The sequence below is a fragment of the Fervidobacterium pennivorans DSM 9078 genome, from assembly GCF_000235405.2.
Classification (GTDB): domain Bacteria; phylum Thermotogota; class Thermotogae; order Thermotogales; family Fervidobacteriaceae; genus Fervidobacterium; species Fervidobacterium pennivorans.
Window position 1 is genome coordinate 932,660 of record NC_017095.1, and the last position, 16,675, is coordinate 949,334.

Below are 16,675 nucleotides of genomic sequence, written 5' to 3' on the forward strand. Positions count from 1 at the left end.
AAAACATTTTTGTTTTCAAGGGGAGTGCTGATAGTAATATGGACAAGAAAGTCCTTATAGTTGACGACAGCAAATTTTGGAGGATGGTTCTTCAAAGCATCCTAGAGAAATTGGGAGTAAATCAGATAATAGTTGCTGAAGATGGAACAAAAGGTATAGAAATTGCCTTAAAAGAATTACCAGATGTAATCATTACCGATTACAATATGCCTGGAATATCTGGTCTTCAAATGTGTCTTTATCTTAGGTCGATACCCGCGTTTAAAAACGCGGGTATCGCTGTTTTAACTGGTTCTGATGATGTCATAAATGAGTTCTGGGCTGAGCATAGCGGTGCTAACAAATTTATCTCGAAACTGCTTTCAAAAGACGTGCTTGAAAAGGAACTTGAAAGATTTCTTTCTGGTGATTACGCTTCTTCTAAATCAAAAGAGATGTTTTACGTAACAAGTATCTATGATGTTCTTGAGCAAAAGATGAGAACTGAAATACTGAACAGAGAGATACTTTCTCTCATTCAGTTTGCAAGAGACGAACTTTACGTCATCCAGCAACTCAAGAATTTTTTAGAATTCTTCTCCCGTTTTACTGGGCTCGCTTTCCTTCTTTTATCACCAGTTGAAGGACGAATTTACAACTTTGGCTTGCCACTAAGTAAGATGATCAGTAAAGAAAAACTACTAGGTTCGTTTGAAAGACCCTTAGAACCTTCCAATTGGTCTTACTTTGGTAATTTTGGTTCAGAATTCAAAGTAGATGGTTTGGAAACCGTTGTTATCAAATATCAAGAGAGTGAAATAGGACTAATCGCATATACAAATCCAACAGATAGGTGGAGCTTGAACAAGGTTTTAAACGAAGCAAACGAAAGCATATCACTTCTGTTCAATACATTGAACATTTTCAGAGAACTCAAAGTTGCATCCACCGTTGATGGTTTAACAGGGCTATTCAACAAAAAGGAGTTATTGAGATTCCTTGAGGAGACGCATAACCTGGCCAAAATAAACAAAACGATATATTACGTTGCAATGTTCGATATTGACAATTTTAAAAAGGTGAACGATACATACGGACATTTAGTTGGAGACGAGGTATTAAAGGGTCTCGCTGCGATTTTGAAAGAGGAGATAGCAGGAAAAGGTATAGCAGGAAGGTACGGTGGAGAAGAATTCTGTCTTATCATAACAAAGGTGTCAAACACCGACGAAGTTGTTGACCTAATTGAGAAAATCTTAGCTAGAGTTAGAAACACTCAATTCCCGCACGGTAAATGCACCATTTCTTGTGGTGTTGTGAGTTCGGAAGGTTATGAATCCCCGACAGAGGTGTTGAAAGCAGCAGATGACTTATTGTATATATCGAAGAAAACTGGAAAAGACAAAGCTAGTTACATGTTCCTTCCAAAAAATAACGTGCTGCTCAGCCAAGCACAACATCAAGAGCAGACATGATTAAAAAACCAAGTATAAGAAAGTAAGTAGATAACCGTTCATTTCCACGTAAATGTGTCTCAGGTATAACCTCATCGCTGACAACAAACACCATAGCACCTGCTGCAAATGCCAACATATACGACAAAAGTTTTTTGCTAATTAATATCAATCCAGCGCCGAATACTCCACCGATAACTTCAACCACGCCTGTAAGGAAAGTAACCAATAACGAAAATGGAGTTGAATATCCCGCATTCATTAACGCAACCATTGTAGCAGCACCTTCTGGAATATTCTGCGTCCCGATAGCTATAGCAACATTTAAAGCTTCTGGTGTGTAACCACTTATCCCAACCGCCATACCTTCCGGGAAGTTGTGAATTGTTATAGCTATCACAAAGAGCCATATCTTTGATAGTTTCTTAACATCTGCTCCTTCATGACCTTTTAAAAAATGTTCATGTGGCGAATACTTATCCATCAAATCTACGAGAACAGCACCAAGCAAGAAACCTATGGTAAAGCGGAAAACTCCACCTATTTCAAGTGAAGGACCTGCTAAGCTAAAAGCACTTGCTGCAAGCATTATGCCTGCAGCCATACCCATCAACGAATCGATAACCTTTTCTCCAAGGTGTTTGTGAAATAATAGCAATGGTATTGCACCAAGTACAGTTGAAAGTCCAGCCACTGTACTAAGAATCGTCCCCTTTAAGAATTCTTGAGCCAGGATAATACTGACACCCCCAACTTTAGTAGTGCCCTAACCTATAAGTATTCTAACACAAAGTATAAAATTAAACAATATATTTATGACTGTTCAAGCATTTTGCTGCACTGCAAGATTTGGATCATAAGCCTCGTCTGGAGCCTTAATAAGAAAGACAACAATTACAATCGTAGAAATGATGTTCACCGTCAAGAAGAACCAAAATGCATCAATTCTGTCAAGAAGATACCCATACAATGCAGATGATATTGGAATGCTTCCCATCGCCAAAAGCGATAAAACGGAAAAGACTCTTGAGCGCAACTCAGATGGAACTAGCATTTGAAGATTAGCGTTAATAGGAATGTTGACCAATACATTGAAGAAACCAAAGGCAGCTGCGCCCGTGACAAAAAGAATATACAATGTTCCCTTACCAAATCCAAAATAGGGCATAATAAGTACGGAGAGAAGTACCACAAATGCTTGTTCAAGTAATAATCCCCAAGATATTAGAGCCTTAGAGCTGAATTTGTGAAGAAAGAACATAATCGCTATATTTCCTAATAACGCTCCTATTGTTCCAAAGACTTGTAATGTACCGAACTGTGTTGCTGAAAATTTTAGCACTGTTCGAAGAATATACGGAAATACAACACTAAAAAGAGGTGACGTAAGAAAATTTATTACTATAGCGAAAGTAAATAAAAACTTTAAACCTCGGTTCTTGATAACAAATTTGATTCCCTCAGAAAGCTCACCAACAAAATTAACTCTTCTTTCTTTTGGGCGATGATTATAGATAATGAACATTTCACTGACTCCTGATAATATGTACAATACCGCTGTCATAAGAAGGACATTAGTCAACCCATAGTAACCATATAACATAGATCCAACGATAGGTCCAAAAATGTTAGCACCACTATTTGCCATGGCATTTAACGATGTTGCTCTTTTGAGATTTTCTTTCTTCACAACATCTCCAAACATTGCTGCGGTGGGCCCGTCGAAAAGCCCGTCACAGAATGAAAGAACTGCTCTAAACGCAAGAAGCACACCTACACTCATCTTGTCATTAATTGCAATAAGCCACAGAATAAATAACAACAATCCTCTCAGTTCATCAAGAAGAACCATAATAGTCTTTCTATTTAACCTGTCTCCGATAACTCCTCCGATTGGTGTTGCAAACAATCGCGGCAATATTCCAAGAACCGTGAATATTCCCATTATTGTTCCCGAACCGGTCTTATCTAAAATATACAATGGCATAGCTACAAGTAAGGCCGCCGCGCCTAAAACAGATTCGAATCGCCCACTAATTATCAACGCCAAATTTCTTTTCTCATACTTGTACTGCTCTTCGGACATAAATCTGGTACCTCCCTCTTTTACAGATTTTGTCGTAATGCAAATATATTTTACACTTATAAAAAATTTTTGTCAAGCACTCAAATAATTTTGTATACAAAAACAATTAGGAAAGCGAATGAATTTGTGGTATAATTTTAAATGCGTGCAGAGAAATGATAGGGGGGATTAGGGTGAAACGTAGATTGTTTGACCATAGCGAACTAATCGAGTTGTGTGAAGTACCTGGTGTATCTGGTAGGGAAGAACGTGTAAGAGAGAAAATCTCTGTTATGTTAGGTGTAGAAAAGTCTAAGCTGCAGACTGACAAGATTGGAAATTTAATCTTCGAAAAAGAGGGTTTAGCGAACGAAAAAGAGGTACTATTAATGGCACACATGGACGAGATAGGTTTTTATGTTTCTTCACTTAGGTCGGATGGAAAGTTGGAAGTAAAGAACGTTGGAGGAATCATCGAAGAAACTTTACCTGGTTCTTTCGTCCAGGTATTTACGAAAACCGGTGTAGTTGACGGAGTAATTGGTGCGGTTCCACCACATCTTAAAGCAGACGGAGTTGCTTTTGAAAAGGTTGTAGACGTTGGTGCTAAAAATAGAGATGAACTCGTAGAGCTGGGAATTGACGTCATGGATTTTGTAGTTTTTAGGAAAACTTTTGCTTTATTGAACAATGATTACTTGGCAATGAGGAGCTTAGATGACAGGTTTGGTTGTTTCACACTCATTGAAGTCTCACGCGGCGTAAACCCGCGTTCAAAAGTTGTCTTTGCCTGGACAGTGCAGGAAGAAGTTGGACTTCGTGGTGCAAAAGCTCTCGCAAGTATATATAATCCCGATTTAGCTATTGCAATTGATTCTTTTGCATGCTGTAGCAAGCAGAATGCCCACATTGAACTTGGAAAAGGACCGGTGATAAGGGCTTTCGATAATAGTTCAATATCCAATTACGAGGTTGCCAAATTCATTGTAAGTTTAGCGAATAAGGAAGGAATACCAATACAGATTGGAACAACTGGGGGGGCAACGACGCGAGCGTTTTCGTTGAGAAAGGTGTACCTATGATTGCTCTGAGTGTGCCTGTAAGATACTTACACTCGCAAGTCGAAATGATTAATTTGAACGATTTAGAAAACCTTATCAAATTACTTACGAAATTCCTGGAGGTGTTCTGAGTGGTTGAATTGTTGTTGTTTTTGGGAGGGCTCTTCTCAGGAGTAGTCAATGTTCTTGCTGGCGGTGGCTCTTTTCTAACGCTTCCAATACTTGGTTTGTATGGTCTGAGTCCAACCGTAGCTAATGGAACCAACAGGATAGGTATACTTTTACAAAACATCTCGGCAACATGGCGCTTTTTAGCTAAAAAAGAATTGGACTTGAAAAATGCTCTTTTTATAACCATTCCAACGATAATCGGAGCAATATTGGGTACATCAATAGTCCTAAGCCTTCCTGAAAAGTTAGTTAAGCTGAGTGTTGGAATTATATTTCTTGTAATGTCTTATTTTGTATTATTTACACCTAAGGTGTGGGAAGAGGGAAGGAGAAAAAAATCAAATAGAACCCTCAGTTTTGTGGTCTTTTTCCTTATAGGAATCTACGGTGGGTATATTCAGGCAGGAGTTGGTTTCTTCTTAATCTATGCCTTAACACTTTTAGAAGGTTACGATGTAAGAAAAGCAAATGCAATGAAGATATTCCTAACGCTCATTTTTACTGTTTTCTCACTAACTTTGTTTTCATTTAAGAACAAAGTCGAATTTGTCCCAGGGTTAATTCTTGGCGCTGGTTCCTTTGTTGGGGGATACGTCGGCTCATATTTGAACACACGAGTGAATAAGAAGGTTATAAGGTATGTTGTAGCTGGAATGATGATATTTTCAGCAATGAACTATATTTTCTCTTAACGTATTAAAAAACAGCCCTGGTTCTAGCTATGAACTGTTTGATTCTCACCAGGGCTGTTGTTTTAATCTTCTGTCGATTTCATCTATTATCTTTTTGAGTTTCTTGGCTTCTTTGTAATCTTCTCTTCTTAAAGCCTTTTTTAGTTTATGATTAAGAAGCGTTAATCGTCGCTTTTGAATGTCGGAGACTACCTTGCCGTAAATGTTTGAATCTTTTGGGAACATCGTTAACTGAATGGTGCTCGGTTGTTCAGAATACAAAAATTCCAGGGAAAAAATAAATTTCCTGTTCTTCGCTGGAGATTCTTCCATAAGATTTTTGTGTGACAATATGGTTTGCAAGCCAGCACGTGTGTATCGCTCAACTTCGTACTTCAGTAACTCTTTAAGACAAGACTTACAATACGATATCTTCTTTATCGTGCCGTCAACGTAAACATTTTGATTTATTTCAGCTTTGTTGCCACATCTGATGCACTTTTCGTTTTCCAATTTATCACCTTCTCGAATTCTTTATGTTTTTGTTTATGTCCTTTCAACGTTTGGATGCTATTCGATTTGAATTGAATTGTATTTGTTCATCGCTTTATCAATGCCTTCAGAAACAATCGTCTCTATCGCTTGTAATGTTAAGTCAATAACCTTACGTAGCTTTTCAAATTCTTCAGGAGAAAATTCTGAAAGAACGTAATTCGCAGCATCAATTTCTTTTGGTTTCGGTCCAATGCCTATCCTTATTCTCGGAAAATCTTGCCCGATGTACGATATTATTGATTTAATTCCGTTATGTCCACCTGCACTACCATCTTTCCGGATTCTAATTCTTCCCAATGGTAAATCAAGGTCATCATACACTACTATTATATCATCATGTGGTAAGTATTTAAATACCTCTCCACTCAAATTCATATAGGTCAAAGGCTTGACCAACTTTACCTTCTGCCCAGAAATGTTGATATCTGAATAAAGATAATTTGGTCCAGACTTCCATGACTTACTCAATCTATCTAAAACCATGAATCCAACGTTGTGGCGAGTATTTGCGTATTTTTCACCCGGGTTTCCCAACCCTATTATTATCAACGTCAGTTCCTCCCTTACCTTGTAATCCAAATATCCGAGTATAACACCAAACTAACGAAAAGTCCCCCTGCGGGGGACTTTTCACAGTGTGCTTTTTAAGTGAATTATTTTTCTTCCTCTTCTTTCTTACCTTTCTTGAGAACTTCAGGTTCAGACGTCTCGGTTGTTGTCACAGTTTCTTCTACTTCAAGTCCCCTTGGCACAACTATTGTTATCAAAACATCTTCTGGTTCCATATCGATTTTAACACCCTCAGGAAGCTTAACATCTTTAACCCTCAGTGAATCTCCAAGGTCTAAGCTTGTCACGTCGATTTCTATTGTCTCAGGTATTCTATCAGGCAGCGCTTCAACTACAACTTCGTGGTGGATAACCTCCAAGATACCACCTTTTTCAACACCTATTGCCTTGCCAACGATGTGTAGTGGAACGTTAATCTTCATCTTGTGGTGAGCTTCGGGGATGTAAAAGTCAACATGCCTAACTTCATCTGTAACCTTGTCGTATTGGACCATCTTTATGAACGCCATATGTTTGAGAACTTCTTTTCCGTTTTCATCTTTCACAACAAGTGTTAGTGGTGTTGACTCTGTGACTTCTTTAAAAAGCTTTAAGAAGCTGTTCTTTTCCAAAGCCAGGCTAACTGGTTTCTCGAGTCCTGGCCCGTACGCAATAGCAGGTATAACACCCTGCGCTCTCAATCTTCTAACTGCGCGCTTTTTGCCAACTATAGACCTTAGTTGCGCGTTAACTACGTGCTCCATGTCTACTCCTCCTTCTTTTTTATTTTTAAGGTTTTATTTTTATCTTCTTATTTTTTTCTCAGCTGGGTTAGAGTTATTTGAAGAGTATACTGACAGAGAGATTCTTTCTAACCCTAATTATCGCTTCCCCGAGCAAAGGTGCAACAGAAACAACATGGAACTTGCTAGGTAGACTCTGATGATATATTGTATCACTAATATAAATCTTTTCAATACTCGAGTTCTCAATTCTTTCAACCGCACCAGATGAGAGAACCGGATGTGTTATACAAGCAATTACTCTCTTCGCGCCTGCGTTCTTTACAGCATTTGCACCTTCAACCAAAGAACGTGCAGTATCAACGATATCATCTACGATAATCGCTGTCTTATCCTTAACATCACCTATTATGTTAAGAATTTCAGCCACGTTGTCTTTCGGACGCCTTTTGTCAAGTATTGCAAGAGGAAGGCCCACCCTTTCAGCTATTTGTCGCGCTCGCTTAACTCCACCCACATCTGGTGAAACAATAACAGCATCGTCGTCCAGTATTCCATCTTTACTTAATGTCTCAAGAAACACAGGAAAGCTCCAAAGATTGTCAACAGGAATATCGAAGAATCCTTGAACTTGTTCGGCATGTAAGTCAACAGTCATCACACGAGTTGCTCCTGCAACTGTGAGTAAATTCGCAACGAGCTTCGCTGTAATCGGGTCTCTACCTTTTGCCTTTCTATCCTGTCTTGCGTAGCCGTAGTAAGGTATTACCACGGCAATGCTATTGGCGGAAGCCCTTTTAAACGCATCTATCATAACCAACAATTCCATTAAATTTTCGTTAACCGGTGGACAAGTAGGCTGAATGACAAAAACATCGTGGCCACGTACTGTTTCCTCTATACGAACGTTGATTTCACCATCCGCAAATCTTCCAACCGTGATGTCGCCAAGTCTCATACCAATGTAGCTAGCAACCTTTTCCGCCAAGACCTTGTTCGCATTACCAGTGAAAATCTTCATTTCATTCCTTGTGATTTGCATTTTTCATGGCCTCCCTTTTCAGCTTCGCCCAGTTTTCCTTAATAATTTGTCTAGCCCTTCCAAGTGCCAGAGCATCATCTGGAACGTCTTCAGTAATAACCGAACCTGCCCCTACAATCGCTCCTTTTCCTATTTTAACTGGTGCAACGAGCGAAGAATTGCTACCTATAAATGCACTATCACCAATAAATGTCTGGTACTTTTTGTAACCATCGTAATTGCAGGTAATAGTTCCAGCTCCAATGTTTACGTCCTCACCGACAGTTGCATCACCTAAGTAAGTGAGATGCTGTGCCTTTGAGTTCTTTCCTATTGTAGATTTCTTCGTTTCCACGAAGTTTCCAATCTTTACATTCTCTTTTAGAATCGTTCCCTCTCTCAGTCTTGAGAACGGTCCGACAGATACATTATCTTCTATAACTGCTCCTTCAACTTCTGAACGTATCACTTTGACGTTGTTACCGAGTATTGAATTCTTTATTCGGGTATATGGTCCTATTTCACAGTCTTCACCAATTGTGATTTCTCCTTCTAAAATTGTAAATGGGTAAATTACGGTGTCAATACCTATTTTCACATCAGGTCCTATGAATGTGGAAGTGGGATCCACTACTGTAACTCCCGAAAGCATCAACTCTTTCAGAATTCTTTCTCTTGCAACAGCCTCAAGCTGGGAAAGCTGAACTCTATCGTTTACACCAGATACTTGCACAGGATCATCTAACAATACCGTTTCAACATTCTCTGCCATTTCAACTAAATCTGTCAAGTAGTACTCGCCTTGTGCATTGTTGTTGGTGAGTTTATCTATGTTATCAAGCAAGAACTTTCCGGAAAATATGTAAATTCCGCTGTTGACTTCTTTTATCCTTAGCTGTTCTTCATTAGCATCCTTGTGCTCAACAATTCTAATCTTTCCATTTTCTCTAACAATTCTTCCATAGCCGGTAGGGTCATCTGCAATGAACGTTAAGACTGTGGCATTTGCTTTGGCATTCGTGTGAGTTTCTAAAAGTCTTTGAATTGTTTCCTCCTTTAGAAGAGGGACATCACCGTAGAGTATCAGTACATCATCGCTTGGTGATATAAACTCTTTAGCGCACATCACCGCATGTCCTGTCCCAAGTTGCGGCTCTTGAATGTACACTTTAACATCTGCTGGGAGATAAGACTTCACAATCTCGGCCTTGTGACCAATCACTACACCAACTTCTCCGAATTTCTTTCCCAAGTCCACAACCCAGTTTATCATCGGCTTACCAAGTATCTTGTGAACTACCTTTGGGTATTTCGACTTCATCCTTTTGCCCAATCCAGCAGCAAGTATGAGTACTTTCATACCAACAACCCCCAACATTTTTAAGATAATGTTAACTAAAAGTATTGAAACTTTCCAAAAACCGCATTATCCTTATAAAGAGGGGACACCCCCCAACCAACTCTCGACAAAGGAGGTATCCCGATATGAACAACTCAACGCTCTCTTGTCCAAAATGCGGTTCCACCAGCTTATACAAAAACGGTCATGACAAATACGGTAACCAACAATTCCTTTGCAAACTCTGCCATCATTCTTTCAAACTCTCCCATTCTCAAAAACGCAAAAACTTTCCTTTCCCATATCCCAAATGCTCTTCTTGTAGTAAGCCTAACGTCTTTGTGTAGCGAGGAATCTTTGGCAAACCAATAACGGCAATATCAATCGCACCCTTTAGCAATTACACTCTTTCATCACTACAAGTTAACACTATCATTTTTAACATTTTTATTTATTATCTTCGTCATCGGCTTTATATCTTTTTTGAATTGAAAATTCCCTTAAAATAACCGGAATGAGAATAAGTCCGAGCAGGTATCCTTTAACGCCAAATTTATGGGCTCCTATCGCACCTATACCCATTCCGGTTAACAACATCATTGGAATTAGACTGTACCAAGTTTTGAGTATGTCATAGAAAACTGCGAAAAATGTTCCATAAACAACGAAATTCAGCCCTTCCAAACTATATGGTCGAAACTTGCCAAATATGGCTATTGCACCAATTAGAAGAAGATTTAACCCTGCTAAGGACTCCGCCCGGTCGCTTTTCCTAAACGCGAAGTATAATCCTACAAGTATGAGGGAAAAATAACTGGGATTCCTTGTCAAATAGAACGAAGCTACGGAAGCTATTATAGAAAGTACCAAAGCCACCATTGGATATCACTCCATTTAATAGAAGATAGAACTAGCATGTTAAGAAATATAAGGGGCGCAAAAGCGCCCCCGTGAGTTAAGTATAATTAGCTTCTGTATTTAATACTTGCTTGAGCAGCTGCAAGTCTTGCAACTGGAATTCTGTATGGTGATGCACTGACATAGTCAAGTTTTGTTGTGGCAAAGAATTCGATGGATTTTGGATCTCCACCGTGTTCACCACAGACTCCACACTTGAGTGTTGGTTTAACTTCCTTTCCTTTTTCCGTTGCAAGTTTCACAAGCTGACCGACACCTTGTGTATCAATGTGTTTGAATGGGTCGTGTTCAAGTATACCTTTTTCAAGGTATTCTGGCAAGAACTTTCCAACGTCATCTCGGCTGAATCCGAATGTCATCTGTGTAAGGTCGTTCGTACCAAAGCTAAAGAAGTCAGCTTCCTGGGCAATCTGGTCAGCTGTAACTGCAGCTCTTGGAACCTCTATCATTGTACCAACGAGATACTTGAGGTCAACACCATGTTCTTTAATGAGTGCGTCTGCTGTTTCCACAACAACTTGTTTTATGTATTTAAGTTCGTTGACATGGCCTACAAGAGGAATCATTATTTCCGGAACAACTTCGATACCTTCCTCTTTCTTAAGTTCGATAGCTGCAAGGATTATTGCTTTTGTTTGCATTACAGCAATCTCCGGATATGTGATGACAAGCCTTACGCCCCTGTGTCCGAGCATTGGGTTAAGCTCGTGGAGTTGTTCAACAACTTTCTTGAGTTCTTCAACAGAAATACCAATCTGCTGAGCAACTTCTGCCATCTGTTCTTCTTCCTGTGGCAAGAATTCGTGTAGTGGTGGGTCGATAAGTCTTATTGTAACTGGGTAACCCTTCATTTCTCTGAACAGACCTTTGAAATCTTCCTTTTGGAGCGGGAGAAGTTCGGCAAGTGCTGCTTCCCTTTCTTCTTTTGTTCTTGCGACTATCATTCTTCTAACCTTTGGTATTCTGTCCTTTTCAAAGAACATATGCTCAGTTCTGCAGAGTCCGATACCTTCTGCTCCGAATTCTCTCGCAACTTTTGCATCTCTTGGAACGTCAGCGTTTGCCCTAACGCCAAGCTTTCTGAATTCGTCTGCCCATGAGAGTAGTTCGGCAACTGGTCCTTCGAGACCTTGTGGTTTAACTGTCGTAATCTTTCCAAGGAACACTTCTCCAGTAGTTCCATCTATTGACAACCATTCGCCTTCTTTAACAATTATGTCGCCAACTTTGAGGTAGCCTTCTTCTTCATTAACGTAAATACTTTCCGCACCGACTACTGCTGGTTTACCGAGACCTCTTGCAACGACAGCAGCGTGAGATGTCATACCACCGCGTGCTGTTAGTATACCCTCGGCTGCATTCATACCACCGACGTCTTCAGGACTTGTCTCTGGTCTAACAAGGAGAACCTTTTCTCCTGCTTTTGCTGCTTCTTCCGCTTTGTGTGCATCGAAGTAAACTTTACCTGTTGCAGCACCTGGTGATGCTGGAAGACCTTTTGCAATAACCTTTGCATTCTTTCTTTCGTTTTCATCGAATTTCGGGTGGAGCACTCTTTCAATATCGGATGGTTGGACTCTCAAGACGGCCGTCTTCTTATCGATGAGACCTTCGTGAACCATGTCAACTGCTACCTTTATTGCAGCCTGGCTTGTTCTCTTTGCGCTTCTTGTCTGGAGTATGTAGAGTTTTCCTCTTTCAACTGTGAATTCGATGTCCTGCATGTCTTTGAAATACCTTTCAAGTCTGTCCATTATTTGAATGAGTTCTTCGTAAGCTTGTGGAATCAATTCTTTCATTTTTTCAAGAGGATATGGAGTTCTTATACCAGCAACGACGTCTTCACCTTGTGCATTTGGCAAGAATTCTCCGTAGTATACTTTTTCTCCAGTGTTCGGGTCTCTTGTGAAACAAACACCTGTACCGCTGTCGTCACCCATGTTACCAAAGACCATGGCAACAATGTTGACAGCTGTTCCAAGGAGCTGACCTTCTTTGATTCCATGAATTTCTCTGTATTTGATAGCCCTATCACTCATCCATGACCAAATAACTGCCTCAATTGCTGCCCACAATTGTTTGTAGACATCCTGTGGGAACTCTTTTCCGTGTTTTTTGTAAATTTCTTTGTAGATTTCTACAAGCTTTTTGAGGTCTTCCGCATCAAGCTCTGTGTCAAGCTTTACACCTTTTTGTGCCTTCATTTCGGCGAGCGCATTTTCGAAATCTGCATGTGGAATTCCAAGAGCGGTATCACCGAACATTTGGAGAAATCTTCTGTAAGAGTCATATGCGAATCTTTCGTTGTTTGTCATTTCGACAAGACCTTTGACTGTTTCGTCGTTAAGACCCAGGTTGAGGATTGTGTCCATCATACCAGGCATCGAGATAGCGGCACCTGACCTAACAGAAACAAGGAGTGGCTTTTTGGGATCTCCAAACCCTTTTCCTGTTACTTCCTCCAATCTTTTCATTGCTGCGTCAACTTGTTCTTTCAAATCCTCTGGATAAGTTCTGTTGTTGTCATAATAGTATTTACAAACTTCTGCAGAAATAGTAAAGCCAGGAGGAACTGGAACTCCGGCGTTCGTCATTTCAGCAAGATTTGCACCTTTACCACCCAGTATGTCTCTCATCTGGGCGTTACCTTCTGCCTGTCCATTGGCAAAGAAATAAACCCACTTTTTACCCATTTTCACACCTCCACATCGAAAAATTTAGAAAAGTACCTGTATAATTGTATCATACTTTTTCTATTTGTCGTATACACACCGTGATAAATTGTTTTTTTCTTTTATGTTAATTTCTTCAGAAAGTGTTTGATTCGTGGCATAGTTAAGATGCGAACCGTTGTTTAAAGCAAAATAAAGCAAAAAATTGATGTATAAAAGGTGGTAGAAAATTACAAGAAGGTGGAGCCTGTGGAAAGGAGTATACTGACAAATACTTTCAAAACCTTGTTGATGGGAACCGTTTCATTTTACTTGCTAACTTATCTTTCATCCTCGAGCGTTCTCAAGACAATTTCATCAGATGTTAGAAAAATCAACATCGATTCGATTCAAGTTGCATACAGAGAAGCAGGTCAAAGCAATTCAAAAGTAGTGGTATTTTTGCATGGATTTGGAGGGTCATCTTACGATTGGAAGGAGCTAATGGACATGCTGTCCGAATCATACCGCTGCATAGCATTTGATATACCGCCATTTGGTTTATTCGAAAAGAGATTAGATTTTGATTATTCAGACGAGTCAATGTAAGGCTTATAATGGACTCCCTGAATTATCTTGGTGTAAATCGTTACGTTTTAGTCGGTCATTCAATGGGTGGCTACTTATCATTGGCAATAGCAAGTCTTTTTCCAGAAAGAGTGGAAAAACTAATTTTGTTTGACGCAGCGTATACGAATCATTCAGAATCTTTAAATGGTCTTAATCTTCCTTTTGAATTGGGCAACGAGAACCAGGTTAAACTTTACCAAGTACTTTTGGACATAGGTTTAAAAACATATCCTTTGGTTAAATTTCTCTACCAGACATCTCTTTCGACTGGTAGCATTCTTAGCACAGAACACTTTGAATATCTTTTTGCGCAAAACTATTTCTTACCAGCGGAAGTGCTATTAAATTAACTAAAGACAAAACCACCCAAAAGCCTTTAGCAGTAGACCTTGCTAACATAGTTGCAAAAACACTCATCATTTATGGCGAAAAAGATAACATAACTCCCTCATCAATTGGTGAATACTTGGCTCGGAACATAAAGGGTTCTCAACTTATACGGATTCCAAACGAAGGACACATGCCCTTAGCAAATAAATTAGTATTAGAGAAGGTAAAAGCATTTCTGAAAGACTGATAAAAAGAGCGTGACCCCATCATTATAGGGTCACGATGAATTTTTGATACCGAAAAACACAAGAGATTTCAGAGAGGAGGATTTCCAAGTGCGATTAAAGTTCCATCCCACCGTCGATAATTATCACCTGGCCATTGATGTAGGTTCCGTCTATCACTAAGAATTTTACAAGCTTTGCAACTTCCTCTGGTTTTCCAAATCTTCTCATAGAGATTTTCTCGAGTGCGGTTTTTTTAATTTCCTCGGGTAATTTTTCTGTCATAGGTGTTTCGATAAAACCTGGTGCAATAGCATTTACCCGAACGTTTTTCCTTCCAAATTCCTTCGCCAGAGACTTTGTTAAGCCTATCAATCCGGCTTTTGAGGCAGCATAGTTCGCCTGCCCAATATTACCCTCTAATCCAACAACGGAGGAGACATTGATTATAACACCTTCATTCTTTGCAATTTCCCTTATTGTTGCTTTAACCATGTTGAACGCACCCGTTAGGTTCGTGTTTATCACACTGTCCCACTCTTCGTAAGTCATTCGGTACACTAAATTGTCTTTCGTTATTCCTGCGTTGTTGACAAGTATATCTATCCTCCCAAGCTTTTGCACCACATTTTTAACTGCACTTTCAACAGCGTTCCTATCGGTAATATCAAGGATGTATTCGTGATAGAATCGAGCATCAATATTCTCTGATGAAGGTGTATAGTTGAATCCAACGACAATACATCCTTCTTCGATAAATTCTTTTGTTATCGCTTTCCCAATCCCTCCTGATGCACCTGTGACAATTGCAACCTTTCCATCAAGTCTGCCCATACTCTTTCCCCCTCATAACTTTGTCAAGTTTCAAAGCAACGAGATTGGCCACAAACAATTTGGCAAAATCAATGAAAACAAAAGGTATGACTCCTACTATGAAAGCTTTCCTATAACTGCCTATGTGGAGCCCTAAAACAGTCCAACCAATGATGTAAACCACAGCAAGCCCCACGACTCCTGATAAAACGGTATTAAATTTTCTCCTTAGTTGCGCAATTAAAAAAGCGCTAATCGGAAATGCCCACAGATAGCCTGATGTAGGTCCAACCAGATGAGCAATACCACCAGAAAAGTTTGCAAAAACAGGAAGACCTACTGCTCCAAGTGTCAAGTAAAGCAGCATAGAAGTCATAGCTTCAACAGGACCCAACAAAAAACCAGACAGGAAAACAAAGAGCATTTGTAATGTTATAGGGACATTTCCAACAGGAACCGCAATCTGAGCCCCAACTGCTGTTAATGCTGCAAATAAGGGAATAATAGCTATTCTCCTTAAATCCCTAATATTTCCTTTTGTGCCCTTATTGTTCTTATCTTCCACCGGTAACCCCCTCCGTCAGATTTTTGGTTTCGATTAACGTTGAAAAGTGTTTGGCATTGAGTTTGGCTTTCTTCAACATAGAAGTCAACACATTTTTTGGTCCGACTTCTACAAATTCGTCAACACCAAGAGCAATCATCCTATCAATTGATTGTTTCCAATATACAGGTCCACTAATTTGTTCAAGAACATAATGTTTTATTTGTTCAGGGTCTGTTATTTCTCGAGCTACACTATTCATAACAATAGGGTATTTTGGCTGTCTAAATTTTATATGCTCAACTTCTGCAGCCATCTTTTCTCTTGCACTTTCCAAAAATGGTGTATGGAAAGGACCGGATACCTTTAGTTCTATCGCCCTTTTACCATTTTCAGTGAGGTGCTTTACAAAGCTTTTTATACTTTCGCTTTTCCCACTTACAACTGTTTGTTCCTCAGAATTGTAGTTAGCTATATAGAGACCGTCGTATTTGCGGACGAGTTCTTCTATCTCCTCAATTGCTACACCTACAACCGCTGCCATGCTACCTTCCCCAGGCTTCATTGCTTGCGATATATACTCTCCTCTTTTTCTTACAAGATATATACCTGTTTCAAAATCATAAACCCCTGCCACAGCAAGTGCTGTGTACTCACCTAAGCTGTGTCCGGCAACAAAATCGGGTTCTCTAAAACACTTTTTCAACTCAGTAAATGCCACATAACTTGCTAAGTATATAGCTGGTTGAGCATTTTCGGTGAGTTTCAAAACTTCCTCATCACCGTCCATGATTTCTATCAAGTCGAAGCCTAAAACATCATTTGCAACTTTTGCATAGTTATCCCACGACTCGTATTTGGAAAAGTCACTTGCCATTCCGCTGTATTGTGAACCTTGTCCTGGAAAAATGTAAGCAAGTTTCATAGAAAATCACCTCCAATTCGAGACAATTCCCA

Annotated in this window: 18 protein-coding genes and 1 pseudogene; 7 read left to right on the plus strand and 12 right to left on the minus strand. The window is 39.6% G+C overall.

The genetic code is table 11. From position 1 onward, the window contains the following. Positions 1-38 precede the first annotated feature (38 nt). Complete coding sequence (locus FERPE_RS04290; RefSeq protein WP_014451428.1) at positions 39-1,454, plus strand: GGDEF domain-containing response regulator; 1,416 nt, start codon at positions 39-41, stop codon at positions 1,452-1,454. Here FERPE_RS04290 and FERPE_RS04295 read toward each other — a convergent pair. Continuing rightward, on the minus strand, positions 1,423-2,166 hold the full coding sequence (locus FERPE_RS04295) for a ZIP family metal transporter (protein WP_014451429.1): 744 nt from the start codon (positions 2,164-2,166) through the stop codon (positions 1,423-1,425). The genes FERPE_RS04290 and FERPE_RS04295 overlap by 32 nt on opposite strands. A gap of 90 nt (positions 2,167-2,256) precedes the next feature. Next, the gene (locus FERPE_RS04300; protein ID WP_014451430.1) at positions 2,257-3,519 is read right to left on the minus strand and encodes an MFS transporter; all 1,263 of its coding nucleotides are present in this window, start codon (positions 3,517-3,519) and stop codon (positions 2,257-2,259) included. A gap of 368 nt (positions 3,520-3,887) precedes the next feature. Here FERPE_RS04300 and FERPE_RS04305 point away from each other — a divergent pair. Further along, positions 3,888-4,690 (plus strand): annotated as a pseudogene (locus tag FERPE_RS04305) (M42 family metallopeptidase). Then, entirely contained in the window at positions 4,691-5,422 is a 732-nt protein-coding gene (locus FERPE_RS04310) for a sulfite exporter TauE/SafE family protein (RefSeq protein ID WP_014451432.1), read from the plus strand. Positions 5,423-5,467: 45 nt separating this feature from the next. On the opposite strand, the gene FERPE_RS04315 is transcribed toward FERPE_RS04310, so the two are convergent. The 5 genes from FERPE_RS04315 to glmU form a co-directional block, all read right to left on the minus strand. After that, positions 5,468-5,914, minus strand: a complete 447-nt coding sequence (locus FERPE_RS04315; protein WP_014451433.1) for a hypothetical protein — start codon at positions 5,912-5,914, stop codon at positions 5,468-5,470. Positions 5,915-5,971: 57 nt separating this feature from the next. Then, positions 5,972-6,505: an aminoacyl-tRNA hydrolase gene (gene pth, locus FERPE_RS04320; RefSeq protein ID WP_014451434.1), complete on the minus strand. Its 534-nt coding sequence runs from the start codon at positions 6,503-6,505 to the stop codon at positions 5,972-5,974. Between the two features lie 104 nt (positions 6,506-6,609). Beyond that, entirely contained in the window at positions 6,610-7,269 is a 660-nt protein-coding gene (locus FERPE_RS04325; RefSeq protein ID WP_014451435.1) for a 50S ribosomal protein L25, read from the minus strand. A gap of 73 nt (positions 7,270-7,342) precedes the next feature. Continuing rightward, positions 7,343-8,290: a ribose-phosphate pyrophosphokinase gene (locus FERPE_RS04330; RefSeq protein ID WP_014451436.1), complete on the minus strand. Its 948-nt coding sequence runs from the start codon at positions 8,288-8,290 to the stop codon at positions 7,343-7,345. Next, the gene (glmU, locus tag FERPE_RS04335; protein ID WP_014451437.1) at positions 8,271-9,629 is read right to left on the minus strand and encodes a bifunctional UDP-N-acetylglucosamine diphosphorylase/glucosamine-1-phosphate N-acetyltransferase GlmU; all 1,359 of its coding nucleotides are present in this window, start codon (positions 9,627-9,629) and stop codon (positions 8,271-8,273) included. Before glmU ends, FERPE_RS04330 begins: the two co-directional genes overlap by 20 nt. Positions 9,630-9,754: 125 nt before the next feature. On the opposite strand from glmU, the gene FERPE_RS10615 reads away from it, so the two are divergent. Next, the gene (locus FERPE_RS10615) at positions 9,755-9,955 is read left to right on the plus strand and encodes an IS1/IS1595 family N-terminal zinc-binding domain-containing protein (RefSeq protein ID WP_245530439.1); all 201 of its coding nucleotides are present in this window, start codon (positions 9,755-9,757) and stop codon (positions 9,953-9,955) included. A 100-nt stretch (positions 9,956-10,055) separates the two neighbouring features. Here FERPE_RS10615 and FERPE_RS04340 read toward each other — a convergent pair whose 3' ends face one another. Then, complete coding sequence (locus tag FERPE_RS04340; RefSeq protein ID WP_014451438.1) at positions 10,056-10,487, minus strand: hypothetical protein; 432 nt, start codon at positions 10,485-10,487, stop codon at positions 10,056-10,058. 86 nt (positions 10,488-10,573) lie between these two features. Then, complete coding sequence (gene ppdK, locus FERPE_RS04345) at positions 10,574-13,219, minus strand: pyruvate, phosphate dikinase (protein ID WP_014451439.1); 2,646 nt, start codon at positions 13,217-13,219, stop codon at positions 10,574-10,576. A gap of 228 nt (positions 13,220-13,447) precedes the next feature. Between ppdK and FERPE_RS04350 the strand changes: the two genes are divergently transcribed. Genes FERPE_RS04350 through FERPE_RS10835 form a run of 3 tightly spaced genes read left to right on the plus strand, consistent with a single transcriptional unit; the run spans position 13,448 to position 14,384 of the window. Continuing rightward, positions 13,448-13,786: an alpha/beta fold hydrolase gene (locus tag FERPE_RS04350; RefSeq protein ID WP_041262826.1), complete on the plus strand. Its 339-nt coding sequence runs from the start codon at positions 13,448-13,450 to the stop codon at positions 13,784-13,786. 8 nt (positions 13,787-13,794) lie between these two features. Continuing rightward, entirely contained in the window at positions 13,795-14,157 is a 363-nt protein-coding gene (locus tag FERPE_RS04355; RefSeq protein WP_082204740.1) for an alpha/beta fold hydrolase, read from the plus strand. Continuing rightward, positions 14,148-14,384, plus strand: a complete 237-nt coding sequence (locus tag FERPE_RS10835) for an alpha/beta fold hydrolase (protein ID WP_372589594.1) — start codon at positions 14,148-14,150, stop codon at positions 14,382-14,384. Before FERPE_RS04355 ends, FERPE_RS10835 begins: the two co-directional genes overlap by 10 nt. Before the next feature lie 94 nt (positions 14,385-14,478). On the opposite strand, the gene fabG is transcribed toward FERPE_RS10835, so the two are convergent. Genes fabG through fabD form a run of 3 tightly spaced genes read right to left on the minus strand, consistent with a single transcriptional unit; the run spans position 14,479 to position 16,643 of the window. Continuing rightward, positions 14,479-15,195, minus strand: coding sequence for a 3-oxoacyl-ACP reductase FabG (gene fabG, locus FERPE_RS04360; RefSeq protein WP_014451440.1), 717 nt, complete (start codon positions 15,193-15,195; stop codon positions 14,479-14,481). Continuing rightward, positions 15,182-15,739, minus strand: coding sequence for a biotin transporter BioY (locus FERPE_RS04365; RefSeq protein WP_014451441.1), 558 nt, complete (start codon positions 15,737-15,739; stop codon positions 15,182-15,184). Before FERPE_RS04365 ends, fabG begins: the two co-directional genes overlap by 14 nt. Further along, on the minus strand, positions 15,729-16,643 hold the full coding sequence (gene fabD, locus FERPE_RS04370) for an ACP S-malonyltransferase (protein ID WP_014451442.1): 915 nt from the start codon (positions 16,641-16,643) through the stop codon (positions 15,729-15,731). The genes FERPE_RS04365 and fabD overlap by 11 nt, the downstream gene beginning before the upstream one ends. Between the last annotated feature and the right edge of the window lie 32 nt (positions 16,644-16,675).

Coding starts and splice junctions, on each gene's coding strand:
- FERPE_RS04290 (WP_014451428.1), top strand. CDS start 39: ATGGACAAGAAAGTCCTTATAGTTGACGACAGCAAATTTTGGAGGATG.
- FERPE_RS04300 (WP_014451430.1), bottom strand. CDS start 3,519: ATGTCCGAAGAGCAGTACAAGTATGAGAAAAGAAATTTGGCGTTGATA.
- FERPE_RS04325 (WP_014451435.1), bottom strand. CDS start 7,269: ATGGAGCACGTAGTTAACGCGCAACTAAGGTCTATAGTTGGCAAAAAG.
- FERPE_RS04330 (WP_014451436.1), bottom strand. CDS start 8,290: ATGCAAATCACAAGGAATGAAATGAAGATTTTCACTGGTAATGCGAAC.
- glmU (WP_014451437.1), bottom strand. CDS start 9,629: ATGAAAGTACTCATACTTGCTGCTGGATTGGGCAAAAGGATGAAGTCG.
- FERPE_RS10615 (WP_245530439.1), top strand. CDS start 9,755: ATGAACAACTCAACGCTCTCTTGTCCAAAATGCGGTTCCACCAGCTTA.
- FERPE_RS04340 (WP_014451438.1), bottom strand. CDS start 10,487: ATGGTGGCTTTGGTACTTTCTATAATAGCTTCCGTAGCTTCGTTCTAT.
- ppdK (WP_014451439.1), bottom strand. CDS start 13,219: ATGGGTAAAAAGTGGGTTTATTTCTTTGCCAATGGACAGGCAGAAGGT.
- FERPE_RS04355 (WP_082204740.1), top strand. CDS start 13,795: ATGGACTCCCTGAATTATCTTGGTGTAAATCGTTACGTTTTAGTCGGT.
- fabG (WP_014451440.1), bottom strand. CDS start 15,195: ATGGGCAGACTTGATGGAAAGGTTGCAATTGTCACAGGTGCATCAGGA.
- fabD (WP_014451442.1), bottom strand. CDS start 16,643: ATGAAACTTGCTTACATTTTTCCAGGACAAGGTTCACAATACAGCGGA.